This window comes from Moraxella bovis (assembly GCF_002014975.1).
GTDB classification, from domain to species: Bacteria; Pseudomonadota; Gammaproteobacteria; order Pseudomonadales; family Moraxellaceae; genus Moraxella; species Moraxella bovis.
Genome location: NZ_MUXV01000002.1, coordinates 12,423 through 36,055, shown reverse-complemented (window position 1 = coordinate 36,055; position 23,633 = coordinate 12,423). Strand labels below are relative to the sequence as shown.

Here is a 23,633-nt window from a genome sequence, read left to right as displayed (position 1 = left end):
GGCAGGCACGCCCTAATATTGTATCACAATTTAATGGGAGTAAGACAGATGTGAGACATTTATTAGAAAACCGCTTAAACTAATATTTTAATCATTTTGTCTTATTTATTTTTTAAAAAACATAACCAAAAGTAAATAAAGTTATTACCAATCCCCAAAAATTTGGTATAATATTGTACTGACAACTTTGTCATAATACGATAATCATTTACGCAGGAGTGCGACATGAATACCACCAATTTATCCACGTTCATCACCGTCATGCAAACTGGCAGTATCTCAGGTGCTGCCGAGAAACTGTTTATTACCCAGCCTGCCGTTTCCAAGCGGATTAAGAGCTTAGAAGATGAGTTTGGCACGGCACTGTTTGACACCATCGGGCGTGGCATTATCCCCACGGCATCGGCTCATGAGCTACTGCCCTACGCTAAAAAATGGCTTGAAGACTATGAAAGCTGTAAAGCCAGTCTGCTTTACTCAAAGGAAGTGGCGACGGGGCGACTGGTCATCGGCACCAGTCATCATATCGGACTGCACCACTTGCCCCCTGTCTTAAAGCAGTTTATCCAAACCTATCCGTCTGTTCAGTTAGAAGTGCAGTTCATGGACAGCGAGACGGCACACAAGGCGGTGCTAGAAGGCGATGTGGCATTGGCATTTTTGACCTTACCCCCGACTTTTGACAGACGACTGGCGTATCATACGCTGTGGTCTGACCCACTGTATTTTGTCACGGGGGTACTAAGCCCATTGGCACAGCAGTCGTCCGTGAGTCTCTTGCAACTGGCACGTCATCCTTCGATTTTGCCTGCGGCGAATACTTTTACCAGTCAGATTACCTTGGCTGAGTTTAATAAGCACAACCTACGCCCCTTTGCCACCATGAGTACCAATCCGTTAGAATCCATCCGTATGCTCGTGTCTGTGGGACTGGGCTGGTCGGTGCTACCTGAGACACTCATTAATCAAGATTTGGTAAAGATTGATTTGAAAGAAAACATCGAATTACAACGGCATTTGGGGTTGGTTATTAATCCTAACCTAACTCGCTCCTCAGGCACAGATGCCTTACTTGATATGTTAGGCATTAAAGATGTGCAGAGTGAAGAGAATCAGGCGTAATAATAAAGAACCTTGGTGAGAGCCAAGGTTCTTTATTGGTTTGTTAAAAAGTGATGAGTTAGTTGCTCTTTAATAAATGATTTTCCAAATAATGAATGTTTTGGGCTTCTTCGGTAAAGGTTTCATCTTGCAATATCACATCACGGTGCAAGGCAGTATTGGTCTTAATGCCTTCGATGATGAGTTCATCTAGGGCATGGAGCATTTTTTGTACGACCTGTTTGCGAGTTTGGGCGTGGCAGATGAGCTTACCAATCATCGAGTCATAGTAGCTAGGAATGCTGTACCCTTGATACAGATGACTGTCAAAACGCACGCCAGAACCGCTTGGGGCGAATAGATTGTCAATGCGACCAGGGCAGGGCATAAAGGTCTTGGGGTCTTCGGCATTGATACGGCATTCCATGGCATGACCGTGAATGGTAATCTCATCTTGATGATAGGACAGACCATAACCTGCGGCGATTTTAAGTTGTTCGACAATGATATCAATACCCGTAATCATCTCGGTCACAGGGTGCTCAACTTGCACACGAGTATTCATCTCGATAAAGAAAAACTGCTCATTTTCATACAAAAACTCAAACGTCCCCGCCCCACGATAGCCGATTTGTTCGCACGCACGCACGCACGCATCTAAAATCGGCTGTTTGATGTCATCAGGAATGCCAGGGGCAGGGGCTTCTTCTAGCACCTTTTGGTGGCGACGTTGGAGTGAGCAGTCACGGTCAAACAGATGTAGGGCGTTGCCATTGCCATCGCCTAGGACTTGGACTTCTACGTGGCGTGGGTTTTTCAAAAACCGCTCCATATAGACCGTATCATCGCCAAAGGCGTTTTTGGCTTCGGTTTTGGCGGCTTGGACTTGATTGATAAGCTCTTCAAAACGCTCGACCACACGCATGCCACGACCGCCCCCGCCAGCTGCCGCTTTGACGATGAGTGGAAAGCCGATGGCACGAGCTTGCTCTTCGGCATTGTGTAGGGTGATGGCACCGACTGAGCCAGGGACAGTGGGTACGCCTGCTTGTTTCATGGCATTGATGGCAGAGACCTTGTTACCCATCAGGCGGATGTGGTCAGGGTGGGGGCCTACAAAAGTCAGCCCTGCTTCTTCGACCTGCTCGGCAAAGTCGGCATTCTCGGACAAAAAGCCATAACCAGGGTGAATGGCATCCGCCCCCGTTATCTCGGCAGCGGTCAAGATGGCAGGGATGGACAGATAGCTTTGGGTGGATGGGGCATCGCCAATGCAGACCGCTTCATCACAAAACCGCAGGTGCATCAAATCCTTGTCCGCCGATGAATACACGCCTACCGTCTGTATGCCAAGCTGTTTGCACGCACGTACGATACGCAGGGCAATCTCGCCACGGTTGGCAATCAATAACTTCTTAATCATAACTCACCCGTTAGGCTTTGTAGCGAATGACAGGTTGCCCAAACTGCACCACGTCAGCGTTAGACACCAAAATCTCTTCAATGATACCGCTTTGGGTGGCTTCTAGGGGGTTCATGATTTTCATGGCTTCGATGATACCAAGCTGGTCGCCTGCTTCTACTTTTTGACCGACTTTGACAAAAGGTGGGTCGTTCGGACTAGGGGCGGAGTAAAATACCCCAACCATGGGTGATGTCTCAACCTTACCGCTTGGGGCTTTGGGTGTGGGGGCGACAGCAGGGGTGCTATTTGATGAAATGACGGCTTGGGGGACGGCAACGGTTTGCACCGCCACGTTACGGGTCAGATGAACATAGCTGTCATCGTTGCCCAGTTCTAGGTTTGCCAAATCTTTTTCTTCCATGAGTTCAATCAACTCACGAATCTGAGCGATGTCAATGGTAGCATTCGTTGCCGTCTGTGTTTTTGTGGATTGGGAAGTTGGTTTTTGGGTGTTTTTTAGAATGCCCATGCCGTCACCTTATAAAATGTAAAAGTTTATTGTAACAAATTTTTTCAAAATCGCCTAGTGGCAATCATCGGCGTTATTGTTAAAATCGCTAACGCAAAAATTTGTGTTATCATCAGGTGCATAGTGTACATACGTACGAATATTTTGCAAGTATTTTTTGCTATTTTGGGCAAATTTTTTACAAAATGGGGTAAATTGGGCAAAATAAAGATAAGATTTGGTTAGGGCGTGCCCACCCTTTATAACACTATTTACAATTTGGAAATATTTTAGAAAAAACTAATCGTTTTTGCATGAAAAATGGCTATCCGACCACTTAATTTTTAAAATTAAGTTAAAATCTTAAGATTTATCAGATTAAGTGGTCGGATGTTTTTCATAATAAAAACTTGTCTGATAGAAAACTCATAGCCTTTGTTTTTCCTTGAAAAACGTGCGATTTTCCTCCTTTTTCATTGCAAATACAAAAGGCAGGCACGCCCTAATTTTTAATCGTTTTTAACCGTTTTTAATGATTCGATTGTTGATGAATGCCCTTTAAAATTTTTCTTTATAGATTGGGATTGGGCTTGTAGGGGATGCTGGTTTTGTGTTCATACATCATTGCACATGCTTTTGGACAGGTTTTGTAGGGTCAAATTGCAATTTGCCCTATGTAACGTCTTGATTTTTGGATAAATATGATTTGTTCTTACACGTTTAAATTTAGAATATGTCTTTAATTGCAAATAACAGTTTTAAATCAACAGCCCACATTCAGCCAGTATCACACAACATCAAGAAACAATCTCATCAAGCCACGCTGGTCTGACCCATTTAGGAGCGTCAATGAATTTAAAATTTGCCATTTTGTGCAGTAACTCTTCGCTGTTGTCGGCGATGCACAAAAGCTGTAAATTCTCTTTGGGCATAAATCCGCTCTTAGCAGTCTTGGCGAGCATGTCAAGTAGCGGATCAAAGAAATGAGCGACATTTAATAAACCGATGGGTTTGCAGATGAGATTAAGCTGAGTGATGGACAGCACTTCAAACAGCTCTTCATACGTCCCCAAACCGCCTGCCATGGCGATAAAGCCGTCCGCCAGTTCGATGAGCTTGGTTTTGCGAGTGACCATGTCGGGGGTTTCGATGAGTTCGGTCAGTCCCAGATGGGCGACTTCTTTTTGTTTTAAAAAGGTAGGAATCACGCCAATGACTTCCCCGCCATGCGACAACGTGCTGTCGGCAAGCGTTCCCATGAGTCCGACATTGCCCCCGCCATAGATAAGGCGGATATTATGATGGGCAAGGCGTTCGCCTAGGATTTGGGCGTGATGATAATAATCGGGAATCTCACCAAAGTTAGAACCACAATAGACGGTGATGTTATTTAGCTTGATGGCAGACATAAAAACTCGCTATATTTTTACTTATTTATCAAGGTAATTTGTGGGCGTTGTTACAAAAAAATTCAAATGACATTTATAAAACATTTTGTCAAAACAATAAATACCCTAATTTAACAAAACTTTGATAAAAAATCAATGATGGCTTGGGTGGTATGGTTTATCTAGATGATTTGAACAAACGATTTTTTAGCACGCCCACATAACGCCATGGCTGTACTGTACCAAGCCCCATGCCGATGAGTCCTAGCACCATGACACTGTTTAGGGGTTCGCCCAAGAGTGGCACGGCAAGTAAGGCTGAGATAAATGGGGCAAGACTGGCAAGTCCGCCAGCGAAAAATGCCCCAAGTCGCTCCACCGCCAGCGAATACGTCATCGTGGCAAATATCATCACCATGACGCTATGAAACGCCCCTTGGATGATGGCATGCGACAAAGATACGCCACCAAAGCCCAAACCGCCCACGCCCAGATACAGTAGCACGCCATAGATGGGCAGGTAGAGTATCGCCGACCAGATGGCGGTGCTACACATGACTTGCCATGCGCTAAATCCCCATTCTTTTAGCATGATACCATAACCTGCCCAACAGCAGGCACAGATGACAAACAGTACATCGCCCACGCCAAAGGACAAGCCCTTGATGAGCATGAGAGCGGTCATGAGTGTGAGTGTGATGATGATAAGGATGAGTGCGATTTTGGTGTCGTGGTCGGGGCGTTTTTTGAGCAGTAGGAGCATGAGTAGGGCGGTGGCGACAGGTATCATGCCATTTAAAAACACCGCCCCATGCACCACAGGGGCAAGCAAAAAAGCACTGTACACAAGCGAGCTATAACCGACCCCGCCAAACAGTGCTAAGATGACGGCTTTGGGTTGCCACAAAAACGCCGTATTTTGTCGATAGATGAGTATGGGCAAAAGTAGCCCCGCCGACACGCCAAAACGCACTGCGATGATGTCCCATGCCAAAATGCCCCAACTGGCGTTTAGGCGAGCAAGCAAGCTAAAACTGCCCCACACTAGCATGGTCAGTACGATACAAACGTAGCCTTGGGCGGTGGGCGATAGCTGACAAAACAGCTGGCGTAAATGGGTCATGAACACTACCAAGTGATGGATAGATGGGTGGACAAACGGGCGATACAAAAACTGCCTATTTTACCACAGCCTTGACACGCCCGTCATGAAATTCGATGTCAATCTTACCTTGTTTGATGGCGTTCGATGAGCCAATGACATGCCCGTCTTGATGGATGAGTGCGTAGCCTTTGGTTAGGGTGCGGGCAGGGTGTTGCACCAAAATCATGCTTTGTAAGTGGCGAGTTTTATCACGCAAGGCGGATAAGCGGGGTAGTAGTGCCTTGTGCTGAGATAGGGTGTGAGCGGTGGTTTGGCGAGCGTGCTTGATGTGTTCGTGAGCGGTTTTGTGCTGACGGGCGAGCAGGTCGCTGATGGTTGATGAGAGTGTGTGGGTGCGGTATTTGGCATGACTGCTTAGCGTGCTTAACAAAAAGTCGCTGTCTTTTTTGGCAAGTTTTAGAGTTTGGCTTGCCCCATGATGGACGCTTTTCATGGCAAGATGGCTTTGCTCTTTGGCATGGTGCAGGCGAGTGCGACTGATGTCACTGATGGTGATCATGGCGCCTTTGGCAAGGGCGACCATGGCGACCAAATGGTTTTCGATGGCTAAGATGACCTTAGATGGCGTGTCAAAGCGAGTGTGTGCCACTTCATCAAGCAGTACCTTATCACGCTCATGCCCGATACCGACCCACACAGGCATGGGCGATTCGGCAACCAATGCCGACAACTCATAGTCATTAAGATACGCCAAATCGCCCACCGCTCCGCCCCCACGGATGATGACGAGCAGGTCGGCATGATGGGCATGGCTGGCATAAAACTCACCGATGGCGTGTGTGATGGCTGTTCTTATCTCGCTTGGGGCGTGATTGCCCTGAAACGTGGCGTGATGATAATAAAACTGGCACGCCCCTGTCTGTGCCAATCTGTCCGCTTCGGCGCGAAAATCGCCCAACCCTGCCGCCTGCTCGGGGGCGATGACGATGACGTGACGGATGTCAAAGGGGGTGGGCAGGGCTTTATTTAGGGCGGTCAGTCCTTCGTCATGTAGGCGTTTTAGCATGGCGCTATAAGCCTGAGCCAACGCCCCGAGGGTGTAGGTGGGGTCGATGTCGCTTATGTTAATGCTAAACCCATACTGCGGATGAAAACTTGCCGAACCTTTTATCAGCACCGCCAGTCCTGCCGAGAGCGGTTTGCCTGTCTCATGGGTGAATTTGCCGATAACCGCATTTGCCCGATATCGCCACAACGTCGCCCGAGCACTGGCGATGATGTTGCCGTTGTCGTCCTTTTCGGCAAGCTCAAAATAATAATGCCCGCCCTTGGTATTGACCGCTCGCAGTTCTGCTTGTATCCACACTTCATGGTCAAAGGTATCGCTGATGACCAGTTTCACCGCTTCTAGGTAGCTACTGAGCGATAACTGCACCCCTGCCAATGTCGGCTCATCAGATACGCCATTCATCTCATCGGCGATGGCTTGGTGTAGGGCATTGATGTTGGTACTGTTTTGGGTTTGTGCTAGTCTGTCTAGGTTTTGGTCTAGGGTGGTCAAAATGGCTTTGTGGTTCATGGTGGCTGTTTTAAAGTAAAAAGGTAAAAAGCATTTAAAAGGGCAAAATAACACTGGAGCGTGTTGAATGTTGGTATTTGCCATGAAAAATGAGAAAAATCGCCCGTTTTTCATGCAAAAACATCATTTTATTACTGCAATATTTCTAAATATTAAATTGTGTTATAAATGTTCAACATGCCCTAATTAAAACGGTAAATTTATCGTATTTATAAAAATGCTATTAATGTTTGGCACGCCCTAAGATTGTAACAGATTTTTGATGATTTATGAATGCTGATGATGGCAAAGGGGCAGGTTTTAATTTAAAATTGCCAAAATGCCATAAATAACGTAACATAGCAAAAACTTTGAATGATTTTAAATGAGTAACGCACAAAGGCACACCATGAGCAAAAACACCCCAATTACCCCCACCAACTTAGCAAAATTTTGCGATGAATACCTACAAGCAAGCGAATTTAACGACTATTGCCCCAACGGTCTGCAAGTCGATGCCGATACGCCCATTAGTAAAGTCATCACCGGCGTTACCGCTTGCCAAGCCTTGATAGATAAGGCGATAGAGCTAAACGCCCAAGCGATATTGGTACATCATGGCTATTTTTGGAAAGGCGAGCCTGCCCCACTGATCGGCATGAAAGGCAAACGCATTCGCACTCTGCTCCAACACAACATTTCGCTCATCGCCTATCATCTGCCCCTTGATGCTCACCCTGTCATCGGCAATAATGCAGTGCTTGCCGATGAGCTTGGCTTGACCATCACAGGGGCGTTATACCCCCATGAAAAACACCCTGTGGGCAATTTTGCCACGTGTCCGCCCACGACATCTGCCGATTTTGCCAAAAAAATTGAGCAAGTGTTGGGACGCATGCCCCTGCACATCAGCGATGACCCTAACCGCACCCTAACCAAAATCGCCCTATGCACAGGCGGCGCCCAAGACATGATAACCCAAGCTTATGCCATGGGTTGTCAGGCGTTTATCTCGGGGGAAGCGTCCGAGCGTACCACGCATTTGGCACGAGAACTGGGCGTGGATTACTTTGGGGCGGGTCATCACGCAACCGAGCGGGGCGGTGTCAAGGCGTTGGGCGAGCATTTGGTGGACGTGCTTGGGCTTGATGTGGTTTTTGTGGATATTGATAATCCTGTTTAAATGGATATTTGCCAATGATGTTTTTAAAAAATGCCCCATTTACAACGCCATATAACGGATTGATTTATCAAGGGCAAATGGGATTTGTCCCTACAACCCAAAAATGACATAATTATCAATTATCTACCATTTTAAGTTGGAATTAAAGTAAAAACAACATTTGCAAAAGTATCTCATTTGGCTTGTCTTTTTTGGTATTATTTTTTAAAAAATAATGGTAAAATTAGCCGATTTTTGTTTGTATTGTAAAAATTTTTAAAATTTATTAGGGCGTGTTGAATATTGGTATTTGCCATGAAAAATAGGAAAAATCGCCCGTTTTTCAAGGGAAAAAACTTGAGGCTGTGAGTTTTCTATCAGACAAGTTTTTGACTTCGAGCCACAAGATTTAGCCATTTTTCATGCAAAAATTGATAAAAGCGTTAAATTTTCATCATTTTAATAAATAATGTTATCAATGTTCAACACGCCCTAAACAATATTTTAAATTATCCTTTATCTTATAAGGAAATCTATGTTAAATCTTACCGCCACTGACGTGCGTATGAATGCACAGGCTACCAATAAAGACGAAGCCTTATCCCTACTTGCCAAGATATTGAGCGAAGACGGACTGGCGACTGCCGATTATCTTGCAGGACTGCAAGCCCGTGAAGCACAGACCAGTACCTATCTGGGGCAGGGGATTGCCATTCCGCATGGCACGCCAGAATCACGCTCTTTTGTGCAACAAACAGGGGTGCGACTTGTGCATTTTGCCGATGGCGTGGTGTGGAATGATGACGGCGAGCGAGCGTATTTGTTGGTAGGGATTTGTGCCAAATCCGATGAGCATTTGTCCATTTTAAGACAGCTAACCAAAGCCTTGGGCGATGACATCGAAGAGCGTATCAAGCATGCCACCAGTGCCGATGAGCTATTGGCTATCTTGGATGGCACGGGCAATCGCTCGCTTAGCATTCATGAAAATCTCATCAAAACTGACATCAACGCCAAAGATGCTGATGAGCTGTATGGGGTAGCGGTGTCGCTACTAAAACAGCAAGGTAAATTAGTCATTGCCACAGGCATTCGCCCCAGTTTTACCAAGCTCTCAGAAGCCATCTACTGTGCGACCTTAGAGCATGATGAACTGGTTGCCGAACCTGCCTTTGCCTTAGCGGTCGCCAAAGAGGTGGTTAAACTGGGTCATGATGACATGAGGGTATTGGCGGTCATCGCCAGTAACCAAACGGTAAATCAAGATAAGCTGTTGGCGTTGTATGATGTGCTGTTGTCGGCAGAGTTTGGTGGCAAATTACAACATGCCAGCCTGCCCGAGTTGGTGACATTTTTGGGGGCGGACAAGGCGGAGCATTGGCAATCGGCAAGTGTGGTACTGCCCAATGCTCATGGGTTGCACGCACGCCCTGCCACTGCCTTATCCGAGCTTGCCAAAGGAGTGATAGGCGAGCTAAAAGTGGCGGTGGACAATGGAGCATACGTCTCCGCCAAGAGCCTAACCAAACTACTCTCACTGGGGGCGACACGGGGGCAGAGCCTAACATTCATCGCCGAGCCGAATACCGATGCGGTCGAGTATCTACCCAAGCTTATCCAAGCGGTGCAAGACGGACTGGGCGAAGAAGTAACACCGATAAGTAATAGTCAAGCAAACAGCCAAGAAAGTGGTAAAGAAAATCATGAACCTGCCGTGCTTGACTTGACCGATAACACCGCCATCATCAAAGGCGAACGCACACACGCCACGTCAGCGTCAGCGGGACTGGCTCATGGCGAAGCATTCGTGGTACGTCAAGTGCGGTTTGATTATCCTGTCCAAGGGGGTGATAAGGCGAGCGAGTGGGCGAGCTTGCAACAGGCGATTGGGTCGGTCAAAGATGAGCTAAAAGTCATTGTTCAGACTGCCAAAAAAGCGTCGATTGCTCAGATTTTTACTGCTCATGTGGCTCTGCTTGATGATGAAGAAGTCACACACGGGGCAAAAGACGGTATTGATGATGGGCTATCGGCAGCGGCGGCATGGCATGCTCATATTGAGCAGTTGGCAAAAGTGCAGGCGAGCGTTGCCAATCATCTGCTTGCCGAGCGAGCAGCGGATTTGCGAGATGTGGGGCAAAAAGTGCTTGCCAAGCTAACAGGTCAAGCGGTTGCAACCGAGCCTGCCGAGCCTTATGTGCTTATCAAAGAAGACCTGCTACCGTCTGATGTGGCATGCCTAGACCCTGCACGAGTGGCAGGCATTCTCACGGCGGTGGGTGGTGCCAGTTCGCACAGTGCCATCGTCGCCCGAGCGTTGGGTATTCCTGCGATTGTGGGGGCAGGTAAGGGCGTGCTTGACATTAACGATGGCGAGCAGGTGCTGATAGATGGCGGTCAAGGCTGGTTTATGGTTGCACCAACCGATGAAATGGTGGCGGTCGCCAAAGCCGAGCAAGCAAGTTGGGCGGAGCGTAAACGCCTAGCCAGTGAGACTGCCCTAAACCCTGCCATCACCCAAGACGGTCATCAAGTGGAGATTGCTGTTAATTTGGGTAATGTCTACGATACCAAGATGGCGGTAGAGAGTGGGGCAGAAGCAGTGGGGCTACTGCGTACCGAGCTTGTGTTCATGAGTCATCAGAGCGTGCCTGACATTGATACTCAGGTGGTGGATTACACGCAGGTGTTTGATGCCTTGGACGGTCGTCCGCTCGTGGTGCGTACCTTAGATGTCGGTGGTGATAAACCGTTGCCATATCTGCCCATGCCGTTTGAAGACAACCCATTTTTGGGGGTGCGTGGCATTCGCTTGACCCTAAGACAGCCTGCTTTATTGGAAAATCAGCTCATCGCCTTGATTAAAGCGTCCAAGGGGCGTGATTTGCGTATCATGTTCCCCATGGTGGGTAGATTAGAAGAGTGGCATGATGCCAAAGCGATACTAGATAAAGTGCTGAGCGATTATCCCTATGATAAGCTCCAAGTGGGTATGATGATAGAAGTGCCAAGTGCGGCGGTCATGGCGGATATTTTTGCCAGTGAAGTGGACTTTTTTAGCATTGGCACCAACGACTTGACTCAGTATGCCCTTGCCATTGACCGTGGTCATGCTACGCTCTCAAAGGATGCTGACAGTCTGCACCCGAGCGTACTTAGACTTATCCAAAACACCGTTGCCAACGCCCATGCTCACGGCAAGTGGGTGGGCGTGTGTGGCGAGCTGGCAGGCGATGAGCGAGCCATACCGATATTGGTGGGGCTAGGTGTGGACGAGCTGTCCATGTCGGCAGGTAATATCGCCCTTGCCAAGGCAGTGGTGCGTGAGCTTAACTTTGCCGATTGCCAATACCTTGCCAAAAAAGCCCTGTCCTGTCGCACCGCTGGCGAAGTGCGTGCTTTGGCGATGGGAGTGTAATATGCAAGTGCTTTGTATTACCCTAAACCCTGCCATTGACATGACGGTCAGTCTTGATGTGCTAACGCTTGGGGCGGTGAATCGTGCCTTATCCAGTCAGATGGATGCTGCGGGCAAAGGTCTAAATGCTGCTCAGATTTTGGCGGATTTGGGCGTGAATGCCGTTGCCACAGGGTTTTTGGGTGGTGATAATGACGGTATTTTTAACCGACTCTTTGATGAGCGTGATGCCCTAAACCACAGTGAGAATCTAGGTTGGGTTACTGACAGCTTTGTGCGAGTGGCAGGCATTACTCGCACCAACATTAAACTTGCCGATGTGGTCGATGGTATCGGTCGTACCACAGATGTCAATGGTCAGGGCTTTGTGGTGACCGAGACGGACAAACTGCACTTTTTTGATCAGGTGGCAGAGCTTGCCCCTGCTTGTGATGCGGTGCTGATTGCTGGCAGTTTGGCGACGGGTTTTGGTTTGCCTGACTTTGACCATTTGCTTGCTCTGCTGACAAATATCCATGGCAAAGTGGCGGTTGATGTCAGTGGCGAGGCTCTAAAAATCGCCATGCGTTATCCCTTGTGGCTTATCAAGCCCAACAACGACGAGTTGTTTGAAGCCTTTGGCATACGTGCCGATGGGCTAGATGAGCAGGTGGCACTCTTTGATGAGATTCATAGCCATATTGAGCATGTTTTTATCTCGATGGGCGAAAAAGGCGTGCATTGGTTACGTCAAACCCCTAATGGGCGTGAGATGTATGGGGCGACACCGCCTGTCATGATTGTCAAAAGTACCGTGGGGGCGGGTGATACCTTTACTGCGGGTATGATTTTTGGCTTGCTCCGAGAAGATGAGCCAACCAAGGCATTGGCAAGGGCGACTGCTTTATCGGCTCATGCGGTCTCCATCATTGGCTTTAAAGTGCCAGAGCAGGACGTGCTAACTGACTTAATTGAGCAAGTTGCTGTGAAAAAATTGGCTTGATCTAGGGCGTGCCTGCCTTTTATAACACTATTTACAATATAGAAATATTTTGGAAATAAAATAATGTTTTTGCATGAAAAATGGCTAAATCTTGTGGCTCGAAGGCAAAAGTTTGTTTGATAAAATGACTATCAAACTTCACTTTTTCCTTGAAAAACGGGCGATTTTTCACATTTTTCATTGCAAATACAAAAGGCGGGCATGCCCTAAGTTTGGGCTGAATTGAATTTAAAAATTAAAACCCTGTTCTCAACTTTGTATAAGCGATTGATTTATCAAGGGCGAATTGCAACTCGCCCCTACAACCAGAAAAATAATCATTGAAAAATCAATAATTTGTAAATTTAAGTTGAGATTGAAGTAAATTAAAATTAAAAATTGAAAAATAGGCAAACCCTATGACAAACAAAACTTATGCCATTAGTGTGGCGGATAATTCTGCTTATGGCTTGCTCATTGCTAAGCAGTTGGTTGCCAGTTTGCAAAAAAATGGCATTGATGCACAATTTACCACAGACCAAAACATCGCTCATGGTGTGAGCGTGGTCATCACTGATGATGAACGAGCCAGCACCGAGCAGGTCATTTATCTAAATCAGCATGAGCTTGACTCAGCCAAATTTGGCGATGTGGATTATTTAAATACGCTACTCACGCCTACCCAAACCGACCAAGCGGTTTTAAAGTCGGCAAATTCATCGGTGCGTAACATCGTGGCGGTAACCGCTTGTCCGACAGGGGTAGCTCATACCTTTATGTCGGCAGAAGCGATTGAGAACTATGCCAAAGCACAGGGCTGGAACATCAAGGTGGAGACTCGTGGGCAGGTTGGCGTGGGTAATGCCATTACGGCAGACGAAGTGGCACAGGCGGATTTGGTGTTTGTGGCGGCGGACATTGACGTGGATTTGTCTAAATTTAGTGGCAAAAAAATGTACCGCACGTCCACAGGGTTGGCACTCAAAAAAACCGAGCAAGAATTTACCAAAGCCTTTCATCAAGCAAGTGTCTATGGCGGCACCCAAAGTGCAAGCACGGCAGGCGAGAGCGATGAGAAAAAGGGGCTGTATAAGCACCTAATGACAGGCGTGTCGCATATGTTGCCACTCGTGGTGGCAGGTGGTTTGCTCATTGCCATGTCCTTTATGTTTGGCGTGGAAGCCTTTAAAGATGAGAGCATTGCCTTTGGCTTACCCAAAGCACTTATGGACATCGGTGGCGGTGGTGCGTTCGCCTTGATGATAGCGGTGTTTGCCGGCTATGTGGCTTACTCTATCGCTGACCGCCCCGGTTTGGCGGTGGGTCTGATTGGTGGTATGCTTGCCAATACCGCAGGGGCAGGGATTTTAGGCGGTATTATTGCTGGTTTTTTGGCAGGTTATACGGTCAAGTTTTTAAATGATGTCATCAAACTACCTGCCAGTTTGACGTCCTTAAAGCCGATTTTGATATTGCCGTTATTGGGTTCGCTCATCGTTGGTCTGCTCATGGTCTATGCGATTAATCCGCCTGTGGCGGCACTCATGACCGCCCTAACCGAGTGGCTAAAAACCATGAATGACACCAATGCCATTATCTTGGGGCTGATTTTGGGGGCGATGATGTGTACCGACATGGGTGGCCCTGTGAATAAGGCAGCTTATACGTTCTCAGTGGGTATGATTGCCTCAGGGGTGTTTACACCGATTGCGGCGGCAATGGCAGGGGGCATGGTGCCGCCCATTGGTATGGCGATAGCGACGTGGATTGCCAAAAATAAGTTCAATGACAATCAGCGTAACGCTGGTAAAGCGTCCTTTGTGTTAGGTCTGTGCTTTATCTCAGAAGGGGCATTGCCTTTTGTGGCGGCTGACCCTGCTCGTGTGATTATCGCCTCTGTGGTTGGTGGGGCATTGGCAGGGGCGATTTCTATGGGGCTTGGTATCGGGCTACAAGCACCGCATGGCGGACTGTTTGTGATACCGTTCGTCTCACAACCACTCATGTATCTGGTGGCCATTACGGTCGGTAGTCTGGTAACTGGTATACTGTATGCCTTTATTCGCCAAAAAGAACCACAAAAAGCGGTGGCATAATGATAAAAACCCTGTCTGTTGGCAGGGTTTGTTATTGGGATTGTGAAAAATCGGACGATACAGCTAACAAAATTGAATTTTACTACGAAAACCGTTTGCCACAAGCTTGCCTGCGGGTCGGTTTCCGTCATGGTTCGACTTAGCTCACCACGAACGAAAAACCGTAGCACTTTTTTATTTTGTAGAGTGTATGTGTTAAAATTTGGGCGTGTAGGGGCAATTTGTTCGCCTAAAAATCAAGACTTTATCACAGGGCAAATGTGATTTGCCCCTATAAATCCACAACCAATCACCCAATAATCAATATACTATCATGTTAAGTTAAGGTTGAAGTTAAAGTAAAAAACGCATCTAATCATCACGCTCCTTATCCTTGCCATAAAACGCCTCTTCTCGGCTGTCTTCAAACTCCACCCACACAGCACTGATAATCGCCAACAGTACGGCAAAGCCTAAGCCCAATATCCATGCAAAATACCACATGAGTTATCTCCTAATATAGTGTATGTTCGTTTTCTTTGATATAGGCTTTGGTAACCTTGCCCCGCATGATGGCGTACGCCCAGCTTGTGTAGCCGACCACCACAGGCAGGATAAAGACCACCACATAGACCATCACCATGAGCGTGAGCTGACTGGACGTGCTGTCCCATACGGTTAGGCTCGAACGGGGGTCGGACGATGACGGCATATAAAAGGGGAATAAAGCGACCCCTGCGGTCATAATTACCCCAAGCACGCCCACGCTAGACAACACAAAGGCAGTCAAGGTGCGTCCTGCTTTCATGACAAGCACCGCCACGATAGGCATGATGACGCCTAAGACAGGAAATAACCACAATGCTCCATGAGCCTTAAAGTTGGCAAGCCACGCCTCCTGCTCGGTGATGACGGTCTTACTCGTGGGGTCAATCAAGGCGTTTTTGTCCAGCGAACTGGTGATGACATAGCCGTCAAGATTTGCCACCCAAAAGCCTGCCAGTACAAATAACACCGACATGATGATGGCGGAGATGGTGGTTAATTTTTTGGTGCGAATTTGGATGTCATCGACCGTGCGATGAGCCAGATACACCCCGCCTTGGGTTATTATCATAAAGGCACTCACCAGACCGCAGAGCAGGGCAAAGGGCGACAATAAGCCCCAAAACGAGCCAGTATAAGTAGAGACAAGCTGATTGTCAAAGCCAAATGGCACGCCCAAAAATAAGTTGCCAAACGCCACCCCAAAAATCAAGGCAGGGACGAACGAGCCAATAAACAGCCCCCAATCCCATGCTGTCCGCCAGCGTTCATCCTTGACCATGCTACGGTATTTAAACCCCACAGGTCGAAAAAACAACGCCCACAATGCCGCCATTAACGCCCAATAAAAGCCACTAAATGCCGTGGCGTACAGCAGGGGCAGGGCAGCAAAAATCGCCCCGCCTGCGGTAATAAACCACACCTGATTGCCTTCCCAATGAGCCTCAATGGTGTTGATGATCACACGCCGTTCTTTGTCCGTTTTGCCGACAAAGGGTAACAGGCTACACACGCCCATGTCATGACCGTCCATGATGGCAAAGCCAATGAGTAGGACACCGATGATGAGCCACCAGATGAATTTTAGGGTTTCATAATCAAATAACATGGTTATACTCCTTTAAATTCATTGGGGTTGATGATGTTTTTGTCGCTTTTTTCGCCAAAATACCGCCCTGTGCCGAGACTGGCAGGGCCCAGATGGACGTATTTTTGCATGAGATAAATCTCAATGATAAACAAAATGGTATAAAACACCACAAAGCCAATCAGCGACCATATCACGTTACTAATGGCGATGTTAGACACTGACAAATGTGTGGGCAACACGCCATATACCGTCCACGGCTGACGACCATATTCGGCAACAAACCAACCTGCTTCGGCGGCTATCCACGGGGCAGGGAGCATAATGACGGCAAATTTTAACAGCCATTTTTTCTCCATAAAATTACCCTTAATGGTGAAAAACAGCGATAAGGAAAATAATACGAGCATCAAAAAGCCCAAGCCCACCATGATACGAAACGTCCAAAACATGGGCGTTACCCTAGGAATGGTGTCGTTCGTGGCAGATTTTACCATGTCGGGGGTGGCTTGGGTAACATCATGGGTGTATTTTTTGAGTAGTAGCCCAAAGCCCAAATCGTTTTTGTGATGTTCAAACTGTGCCAGTGTGCGTGGATTGACCGCCTTACCGTCTGCCATGCTCGCACGCATCTCATCTAAGGCACTCACCGCAAAGATGCCGCTGACAATTCGCTCTTCGTTAATCTCCTTAATGTCATGAATGCCTAGTATCTCCTTATCTAGCGAGCGTGTGCCAATGATGCCCATGGCATAGGGGATATGTATCGCCCAGTCGTTTTTCTCTTCTTTTTCGTTGATGAATGCCACCAGATTAAAACTGGCAGGGGCAGGCTCGGTCTCCCACATCGCTTCCATGGTGGCAAGTTTGGTCTGCTGAGCCAGTCCAATAGAATAACCCGACTCATCACCCAGCACAATGGTACTACAAATGGACGCAAAACCAAAGGCGGCCGCCACATGAAAACTGCGTTTGGCAAAGGCGACATCACGCCCTTTTAACAGATACCAAGCCGACACTGACAGCACAAACATCGCTCCGACCACATAGCCTGCCGAGACGGTATGGACAAATTTATTTTGAGCATCAGGGTTTAGCAGGATTTGGGCGAAACTGGTCATCTCCATTCGCATGGTTTGGTAGTTGAACTCTGCTCCCACGGGGTTTTGCATCCAGCCATTGGCAATCAAAATCCAAAGAGCCGACAGGTTGGTTCCCAGTGCCATGAGTATGGTGGTGATGAGATGTTGCACACGGCTCATTCGCTCCCAGCCAAAGAAAAACAGCCCCACCATCGTGGATTCTAAGAAAAATGCCATCAAGCCTTCGATGGCAAGGGGGGCTCCGAACACATCGCCGACATAGTGCGAATAATACGCCCAGTTCGTCCCAAACTGAAACTCCATCGTAATGCCTGTGGTAACGCCTAAGGCAAAGTTGATGCCAAAGAGCTTGCCCCAAAATCGGGTCATGTCCTTCCAAATCTCTTTGCCTGTGATGACATACACCGACTCCATGATGACAAGTAGCCATGTCATGCCAAGCGTTAGGGGAATAAATAAGAAGTGGAATAATGCTGTAACGGCAAATTGTAGCCGTGAGACATCCACCAAAGACTCGGTAATCATACCGCTCTCCTGCCATTTTGTTGCGTTGCAAAAGCGTAATTTTGTGATTAAAACTCATTTTTGTCAAGGCGAAAACTGTTGATAAATGGTTAAATATCATTCATTTTAAATACATCAATCAAACCCTAAACAAAAACCCAAACAAAAAACAGACAAGCCAAACTTGTCTGTTTTAAGGTAAATAAAAAGGGCAAAATATACCACGCCAAACCTACGACCTCGGCAAATCAAACAACAAAAATTCTGGGTTTTATTGATAAAAAAGGCGAAATAGTCATTCCTATTCAATATGATAATGCCTGGTTTTTTCAGACGGCTTGGCAAATGTAAAGCAAAATGGTAAATGGGGATATATTGACAAGACAGGTAAAATTATTATCCCCATTCAATATGATTACGCTTTGGACTTTGCAGACGGATTGGCGGGAGTAGAAAAAAATGGCAAATGGGGATTTGTTTCTAATTTTTCAGACGGTTTGGCAGTAATAAGACAAAATGAAAAATATGGTTATATTGATAAAAACGGTGAAATAATTATCCCCATTCAATATGATTCTGCTTGGAAATTTTCAGATGGTTTGGCAAGTGTAGAGCAAAATGGCAAATATGGTTTTATAGATAAAACAGGCAAAGCTATTATTCCCATTCAATACAACCATGCTTGGGATTTTACAATGGGTAAAGCCATTGTTGAATTAAACGGCGAAACTTTTTATATCGACAAAACGGGCAGTCGTATGGATTAAAAAAGCACCCATACAGGTGCTTTGCTTTATCCAAAATCATCATTTTAATAACCACAATATCGCCATTGGCAACCACACCGCCGTTACCAAGCCATTGATGGCAAGCCCAAAGGCGGCGTATCGCCCTGCGGTGGGGCTGATTGTCCATGCTTCGACCGTACCAATGGCGTGAGCAACCAGACCCAGTGCCAAGCCTTTTGCTCTGTCGTCTGTGATGTTTTTGAACAAAATACGGCATACCCCCGCCCCCAAAATCCCCGACACGATGATGATGAGATTGGCAAGCACAAGCGGTGCGTCAATGATTTGGGCAACCGACAAGCCCACAGGCGTGGTAACCGACCGTGTGGCAAAGCCCAAAATCGTCTGTATATTTAGGCTAAACACATACGCCAAACTCATCGGTACAATCGCCCCAACAAGGCTTGCCATGACGACAATGATAGACAGCTTTTTGACAGGCAAACCCTTAAAATCCATACCCGCCAGGGGGACGGCAAGCAGGACGGTGCTATACCCAAGCAAGCGGTCAAAGACAGGTTTGGCATGGGCGTAATACGTATTATAGGGCAGTTGAATCACGGCAATGATAATAAGCGTTAGCACAATCGCGATGATAATCATCGGTATGCCACGAAAGTATTTATTGATATAGCGTAACACATATTTTGCCCCGATATGAGCGATGAGCGTAACGATAAAGGCGATAAAAATCGTGTTGCTATCAAGAGTTGGCATGATTTTCTCCTTTATCGTCCGTGCCTTTTAGCCAATTTTGGGACAATTTGGCAAACATCCAAAGCGGTATCACGGTGCTGAGCACGATGACCGCCGACACGGCAAGTAAATCCGACCCAAGCCCAAACAGCAAAATCCCTGCCCCTGCCGACACAGGCAAAAACGCAAATCCACTATCTACAAGTAGCACGTTTGCCGATGACGATAGCCAATTTGGCAAACCGCCCTTGATAAGACGCACACCCACCAGCACAGCAAAGAGCGACACCAAGCCGACAATATTGGTGGCGGTTGGCATTCCCAAAGCGGTGCAAACAACCAAGGCAAGCTCACGCACACCGATGACGATACAGACGGTGGCGAGCATACCGAGCCAAAAAATGGGGGATTTGGTAAGATAGGGGGATTTCATTGTTATTATGTCCTTATATTGGGGTCTTGCTTGATATACTTAGCTAGAATGGTTATTTAATCATCATCATACGATTAGGTCAAGGTGTGGGGGTAGGTTTTATAAAAAATGTTCATTATTTTATAAAAAAATAGAGCCAAACACGACTGCATTTGACTCTATATTCAGATAAAGACTAACGCTCAATCGCACGCCAGCCAATATCCCTACGATATTGTATGCCGTCAAAGGCAATCGTACCACAGCTTGCCAACGCACGAGCTTGGGCATCTGCCACGCTCGCTCCAAGTGCGGTAACGCACAGCACTCGTCCGCCATTGGTTAGGATTTGTCCGTTCTCTGCCTTTGTACCTGCGTGAAATACTTTTAGGTCGTCCTGCACATCTGGCAAACCTGCAATCACATCGCCTGATGATGAACTCTCTGGATAGCCACGACTGGCAAGGACAATGCCTAACGCCACTTCATCCGTCCATTCTGCACTGACGGGCAGATTACCGTCTAGCCCTGCCAAAATCAGCTCAACCAAAGACGACTTTAATCGCATCATAATCGGCTGAGTCTCAGGGTCGCCAAATCGGCAGTTAAACTCAATCACATAAGGGTCGCCTGCGTCATTTATCATAAGCCCTGCATACAAAAAGCCTTTATAAGGCGTGCCATTTGCCCTCATCTCGTCCACGACAGGGCGGATAACACGCTCAATCACTTTCTCATGCACATCAGCCGTTACCACAGGGGCAGGGCTGTACGCTCCCATACCGCCTGTATTTGCCCCTTTATCGCCTTCAAAAATGCGTTTGTGGTCTTGACTGGTTGCCATGGGCAAAATATTATCGCCGTCAATCATGCAAATAAAGGACGCTTCTTCGCCTGCCAAAAACTCCTCGATGATAACACGGCTCCCTGCTTGCCCAAATTTATTGCCTGATAGCATGTCATCAATGGCACCAAAGGCTTCGCTCTCATTCATCGCCACAATCACGCCCTTACCTGCCGCCAGTCCGTCCGCCTTGATGACAATGGGTGCCCCCTTGGAGCGGACAAAATCTTTTGCCAGCTCTACCTCGGTAAAGACTTCATAAAAGGCGGTGGGAATGCCGACTTTTTTCATAAAATCTTTGGCAAATGCCTTAGAGCCTTCTAGCTGTGAGCAGTATTTTGAACAGCCCCACGCACGCACGCCAGCCCGCTCCAAATCGTCCACAATGCCTGCCACCAGTGGAGCTTCCGCTCCCACAAGCATAAAAGCGACATCGTGAGTCTGACAAAACTCAATCACGGCAGGATGGTCGGTGATGTCCAAATCCACGTTTTGGAGCTTAGGTTCGCTTGCCGTGCCTGCATTGCCACGAGCGACATAGACCGTCTGTACTCTGTCATCTTTGGCACACGCCCACGCTAAGGCGTGCTCACGTCCGCCTGTACCTGTAACTAAAATTTTCATAGCAGTCCTTATGGGTTGGGGTAAATGTCCTTATTGTAGCAAATTTTACCCAAAAAATCTTGGGAGTTTTTGGCTGTTTTATGAATTTTCTTTTGACTTGCGATCAAGAAAAACATGCCATAAGCTTTCAAATTACTACAAATTTATCATACATAAATATAGGGATGTATACTTTATAAACTCCAAAATTGCCACAAGTGGAAAATATCTCATCTAAAATCTAACTTTTGTCTTGATGGGTAAGTTGGCTAATCTCCACCGCTTGCAATAATCCCAATTCATTAAATTCTTGGCGTAATTGTTTTATCGCTTGGGTTTAGTTTTTGGTTTGGGCGATGATTTCACGATAGCGATTGACGTATTTGGTTTTATCTATCGCCTGCCAAAGTTTTTGATATTTGCGTTTTTTGAAAAATATCATTCGCAAAGCTAAGAAATAATAACCCAAGCAGAATATATTCTTGTTTCATAAATCACCAATATCTATCAAACCGTATCGCATCATTTGCCACGCTTTGCAATGGTGTTTTATTTGCCAAATGGGGGGCGGATAAGGGGCGTTTGATGATGATTTTGCCATTGTCTTTTAACTGAGCATTAGCACTGTCCAAAAACAGTCTTTCATCATCATCGCTTGGCGGATTTGCCAAGTCATGTAATACTTGCATGGTTTTACCCACTTTGGCGGAATAACTGTCAGACGGAAACATAGGGTCAAGATAAATCATATCCGCCTTTGGTAAGGTCGCCATAAAATCAGTATTCAAAAAATTACCATGATAAATCGTAATTCGGCTTAATAATTTTTGCCAATTTAGATTGGTATTCATCATTTGATATTCAAATAATAATAGCATTGCCACGATAGGATTTTGTTCTATCATGATTACATTTGCCCCTGTGCTTGCCAATATCAATCCGTCCTGCCCAAAGCCTGCCGTACCGTCTATCACGCTCATGTCGGACGTTAATTTGCTTGCTTGTAGTATCAGCTCGGACTTTCGCCCTGCCGTTACGATACGTTTGGTTAGGGCTTGCCAATTTAATGATGATTTTATAATAGTATTGTTGTCAATTTTAATTAAAGTTGGTGTATTTTTGATAAGAGCAATTAAAGGAATATTGACATTATCATTGGCAAACAATGAGATGAATTTATCACTTAATTTTGATAAATCATAAAAAGATAACTTTAAAGACAAATTGTGAGTTTTATTGATAGCGTCTAATGTATCAAATAAATCTTTGTCTTGTTCGGTGCCGATGATGTTAATATTCAAAATGTTGCCTTTTAAATAGATATTTTATAAATAAAAAATGTTTTTTAGGATTGTAGGGGTGAATTGTAATTCTCCCTAGATTGGTTTTTATTAAAAGTAAATATTATTTTATATACATTAAATTTAATAAAAATTTACCCTTGAATTTGATAACCAAACACAAAATACGCCAATAACACAATCACGCCTGTGATAATTCGCAAATAGGCAAAAATCATAAAGTCTTTTTTGGATACCCATGCCACAAGCAAGCGAATGCACAACAAGGCAACGACAAAAGACACAAACGTTCCCACGCCCAAAATCGCCCAATCTTGTCCTGTTTGTAGCACGTCTTTTTTCTCAATAAGCTCCAAAAGCCCTGCTCCGACAATGACAGGAATACCCAAAAAGAATGAAAATTCGGTGGCGGATTTACGAGACGCCCCAAACCACAACGCCCCGATGATGGTCGCCCCAGAGCGACTGGTACCAGGGATTAGGGCAAGGCATTGAGCCAGTCCGATTTTTAACGCGATTTTAAAGTCAATATGTTCGGCTTCTTGTGCCTTAATGGGGCGTGGGTGTTTTTCAACATAGATAATCAGTAACGCCCCAATGATAAGCATGGTCGCCACGACAAGCGGATGAAAGAGCATGCCTGTGATAAAGTCTTTTAGGGTAAAGCCGACAACCATGACAGGAATGGTGGCAATGATGAGCGAGATACCCAGCCCACGGGGGTTGGTCATGCCGTCCGCCTTGCCTGTCAGTAGCCCCATAAATGCCGTCCACAACCTACCCAAATAGTCATAAATGACCGCCAAAATCGCCCCAAGCTGAACAAAAACAATGAACAAATCTCGCTTGTCTTTGTCCCAAAAATTCATGATGTCTGCCGACAAAATCATATAACCTGTGCTAGAAATCGGCAAAAACTCGGTAATGCCTTCGACAATGCCCATGATAACGGCTTTGATAAATAATAAAATGTCCAAAATATTGCTCTTTATTTAAATTTACCAATATTTATTGGCGGTATGGATTGGGGGTTAAATAATTTTTTGGCATTAAATCATTGGGCGAATG

The 23,633-nt window shown here is 46.3% G+C and carries 20 protein-coding genes; 7 read left to right on the top strand and 13 right to left on the bottom strand.

What is annotated here, in order from left to right:
* Positions 1-225: 225 nt before the first annotated feature.
* Positions 226-1,122: a LysR family transcriptional regulator gene (locus tag B0182_RS00360; protein ID WP_078273046.1), complete on the top strand. Its 897-nt coding sequence runs from the start codon at positions 226-228 to the stop codon at positions 1,120-1,122.
* Positions 1,123-1,180: 58 nt separating this feature from the next.
* On the opposite strand, the gene accC is transcribed toward B0182_RS00360, so the two are convergent.
* From accC to xseA, 5 genes are all read right to left on the bottom strand, one after another.
* Complete coding sequence (gene accC, locus B0182_RS00355; protein ID WP_078273045.1) at positions 1,181-2,524, bottom strand: acetyl-CoA carboxylase biotin carboxylase subunit; 1,344 nt, start codon at positions 2,522-2,524, stop codon at positions 1,181-1,183.
* A 10-nt stretch (positions 2,525-2,534) separates the two neighbouring features.
* Positions 2,535-2,963 carry an acetyl-CoA carboxylase biotin carboxyl carrier protein gene (gene accB / locus B0182_RS00350; RefSeq protein WP_078273154.1) on the bottom strand — a complete coding sequence of 143 codons (429 nt, stop codon included), beginning with the start codon at positions 2,961-2,963 and terminating at the stop codon, positions 2,535-2,537.
* Positions 2,964-3,811: 848 nt separating this feature from the next.
* Positions 3,812-4,423: an LOG family protein gene (locus tag B0182_RS00345; protein WP_078273044.1), complete on the bottom strand. Its 612-nt coding sequence runs from the start codon at positions 4,421-4,423 to the stop codon at positions 3,812-3,814.
* Between the two features lie 157 nt (positions 4,424-4,580).
* On the bottom strand, positions 4,581-5,525 hold the full coding sequence (locus tag B0182_RS00340; protein WP_078273043.1) for a DMT family transporter: 945 nt from the start codon (positions 5,523-5,525) through the stop codon (positions 4,581-4,583).
* Positions 5,526-5,580: 55 nt separating this feature from the next.
* Entirely contained in the window at positions 5,581-7,086 is a 1,506-nt protein-coding gene (gene xseA / locus B0182_RS00335; protein ID WP_158079579.1) for an exodeoxyribonuclease VII large subunit, read from the bottom strand.
* A 388-nt stretch (positions 7,087-7,474) separates the two neighbouring features.
* Between xseA and B0182_RS00330 the strand changes: the two genes are divergently transcribed.
* From B0182_RS00330 to B0182_RS00315, 4 genes are all read left to right on the top strand, one after another.
* Complete coding sequence (locus B0182_RS00330) at positions 7,475-8,248, top strand: Nif3-like dinuclear metal center hexameric protein (RefSeq protein WP_112742415.1); 774 nt, start codon at positions 7,475-7,477, stop codon at positions 8,246-8,248.
* A gap of 514 nt (positions 8,249-8,762) precedes the next feature.
* Positions 8,763-11,645: a phosphoenolpyruvate--protein phosphotransferase gene (gene ptsP, locus B0182_RS00325; protein ID WP_078273040.1), complete on the top strand. Its 2,883-nt coding sequence runs from the start codon at positions 8,763-8,765 to the stop codon at positions 11,643-11,645.
* A complete protein-coding gene (locus tag B0182_RS00320) occupies positions 11,551-12,627 on the top strand; it encodes a 1-phosphofructokinase family hexose kinase (RefSeq protein WP_244893619.1) in 1,077 nt (358 codons plus the stop codon). Before ptsP ends, B0182_RS00320 begins: the two co-directional genes overlap by 95 nt.
* 398 nt (positions 12,628-13,025) lie before the next feature.
* Positions 13,026-14,702, top strand: coding sequence for a fructose-specific PTS transporter subunit EIIC (locus B0182_RS00315; RefSeq protein WP_112742413.1), 1,677 nt, complete (start codon positions 13,026-13,028; stop codon positions 14,700-14,702).
* 351 nt (positions 14,703-15,053) lie between these two features.
* On the opposite strand, the gene cydX is transcribed toward B0182_RS00315, so the two are convergent.
* Genes cydX through B0182_RS00300 form a run of 3 tightly spaced genes read right to left on the bottom strand, consistent with a single transcriptional unit; the run spans position 15,054 to position 17,942 of the window.
* The gene (cydX, locus tag B0182_RS00310) at positions 15,054-15,185 is read right to left on the bottom strand and encodes a cytochrome bd-I oxidase subunit CydX (RefSeq protein ID WP_078273038.1); all 132 of its coding nucleotides are present in this window, start codon (positions 15,183-15,185) and stop codon (positions 15,054-15,056) included.
* Positions 15,186-15,195: 10 nt separating this feature from the next.
* On the bottom strand, positions 15,196-16,335 hold the full coding sequence (gene cydB / locus B0182_RS00305; RefSeq protein WP_078273037.1) for a cytochrome d ubiquinol oxidase subunit II: 1,140 nt from the start codon (positions 16,333-16,335) through the stop codon (positions 15,196-15,198).
* A gap of 2 nt (positions 16,336-16,337) precedes the next feature.
* A complete protein-coding gene (locus B0182_RS00300; RefSeq protein WP_078273036.1) occupies positions 16,338-17,942 on the bottom strand; it encodes a cytochrome ubiquinol oxidase subunit I in 1,605 nt (534 codons plus the stop codon).
* Between the two features lie 195 nt (positions 17,943-18,137).
* On the opposite strand from B0182_RS00300, the gene B0182_RS15290 reads away from it, so the two are divergent.
* Complete coding sequence (locus B0182_RS15290; RefSeq protein ID WP_078273152.1) at positions 18,138-18,272, top strand: WG repeat-containing protein; 135 nt, start codon at positions 18,138-18,140, stop codon at positions 18,270-18,272.
* Positions 18,260-18,688, top strand: coding sequence for a WG repeat-containing protein (locus B0182_RS00290; RefSeq protein WP_158079578.1), 429 nt, complete (start codon positions 18,260-18,262; stop codon positions 18,686-18,688). The genes B0182_RS15290 and B0182_RS00290 overlap by 13 nt, the downstream gene beginning before the upstream one ends.
* 39 nt (positions 18,689-18,727) lie before the next feature.
* Here the strand turns inward: B0182_RS00290 and B0182_RS00285 are convergent, their stop codons facing one another.
* The 5 genes from B0182_RS00285 to B0182_RS00265 all read right to left on the bottom strand — a co-directional run bounded on the left by B0182_RS00285 (position 18,728) and on the right by B0182_RS00265 (position 23,542).
* Positions 18,728-19,426 (bottom strand): LrgB family protein, encoded by a 699-nt coding sequence (locus B0182_RS00285; protein WP_078273034.1) that lies wholly within the window; start codon positions 19,424-19,426, stop codon positions 18,728-18,730.
* Positions 19,413-19,838, bottom strand: coding sequence for a CidA/LrgA family protein (locus B0182_RS00280; protein ID WP_078273033.1), 426 nt, complete (start codon positions 19,836-19,838; stop codon positions 19,413-19,415). Before B0182_RS00280 ends, B0182_RS00285 begins: the two co-directional genes overlap by 14 nt.
* 175 nt (positions 19,839-20,013) lie before the next feature.
* Positions 20,014-21,285: a phosphoribosylamine--glycine ligase gene (gene purD, locus B0182_RS00275; RefSeq protein ID WP_078273032.1), complete on the bottom strand. Its 1,272-nt coding sequence runs from the start codon at positions 21,283-21,285 to the stop codon at positions 20,014-20,016.
* Between the two features lie 473 nt (positions 21,286-21,758).
* Positions 21,759-22,565, bottom strand: a complete 807-nt coding sequence (locus B0182_RS00270) for a class I SAM-dependent methyltransferase (protein WP_078273031.1) — start codon at positions 22,563-22,565, stop codon at positions 21,759-21,761.
* Positions 22,566-22,699: 134 nt separating this feature from the next.
* Positions 22,700-23,542, bottom strand: a complete 843-nt coding sequence (locus B0182_RS00265) for an undecaprenyl-diphosphate phosphatase (RefSeq protein ID WP_078273030.1) — start codon at positions 23,540-23,542, stop codon at positions 22,700-22,702.
* Positions 23,543-23,633: the final 91 nt, after the last annotated feature.

Excerpts from the sequence above, each read along its gene's own strand:
- B0182_RS00340 (WP_078273043.1), bottom strand. The coding sequence starts at position 5,525 with ATGACCCATTTACGCCAGCTGTTTTGTCAGCTATCGCCCACCGCCCAA.
- accC (WP_078273045.1), bottom strand. The coding sequence starts at position 2,524 with ATGATTAAGAAGTTATTGATTGCCAACCGTGGCGAGATTGCCCTGCGT.
- B0182_RS00300 (WP_078273036.1), bottom strand. The coding sequence starts at position 17,942 with ATGATTACCGAGTCTTTGGTGGATGTCTCACGGCTACAATTTGCCGTT.
- B0182_RS00285 (WP_078273034.1), bottom strand. The coding sequence starts at position 19,426 with ATGCCAACTCTTGATAGCAACACGATTTTTATCGCCTTTATCGTTACG.
- purD (WP_078273032.1), bottom strand. The coding sequence starts at position 21,285 with ATGAAAATTTTAGTTACAGGTACAGGCGGACGTGAGCACGCCTTAGCG.
- B0182_RS00360 (WP_078273046.1), top strand. The coding sequence starts at position 226 with ATGAATACCACCAATTTATCCACGTTCATCACCGTCATGCAAACTGGC.
- B0182_RS00280 (WP_078273033.1), bottom strand. The coding sequence starts at position 19,838 with ATGAAATCCCCCTATCTTACCAAATCCCCCATTTTTTGGCTCGGTATG.
- xseA (WP_158079579.1), bottom strand. The coding sequence starts at position 7,086 with ATGAACCACAAAGCCATTTTGACCACCCTAGACCAAAACCTAGACAGA.
- ptsP (WP_078273040.1), top strand. The coding sequence starts at position 8,763 with ATGTTAAATCTTACCGCCACTGACGTGCGTATGAATGCACAGGCTACC.
- cydB (WP_078273037.1), bottom strand. The coding sequence starts at position 16,335 with ATGTTATTTGATTATGAAACCCTAAAATTCATCTGGTGGCTCATCATC.
- cydX (WP_078273038.1), bottom strand. The coding sequence starts at position 15,185 with ATGTGGTATTTTGCATGGATATTGGGCTTAGGCTTTGCCGTACTGTTG.
- B0182_RS00315 (WP_112742413.1), top strand. The coding sequence starts at position 13,026 with ATGACAAACAAAACTTATGCCATTAGTGTGGCGGATAATTCTGCTTAT.
- B0182_RS00345 (WP_078273044.1), bottom strand. The coding sequence starts at position 4,423 with ATGTCTGCCATCAAGCTAAATAACATCACCGTCTATTGTGGTTCTAAC.
- B0182_RS00330 (WP_112742415.1), top strand. The coding sequence starts at position 7,475 with ATGAGCAAAAACACCCCAATTACCCCCACCAACTTAGCAAAATTTTGC.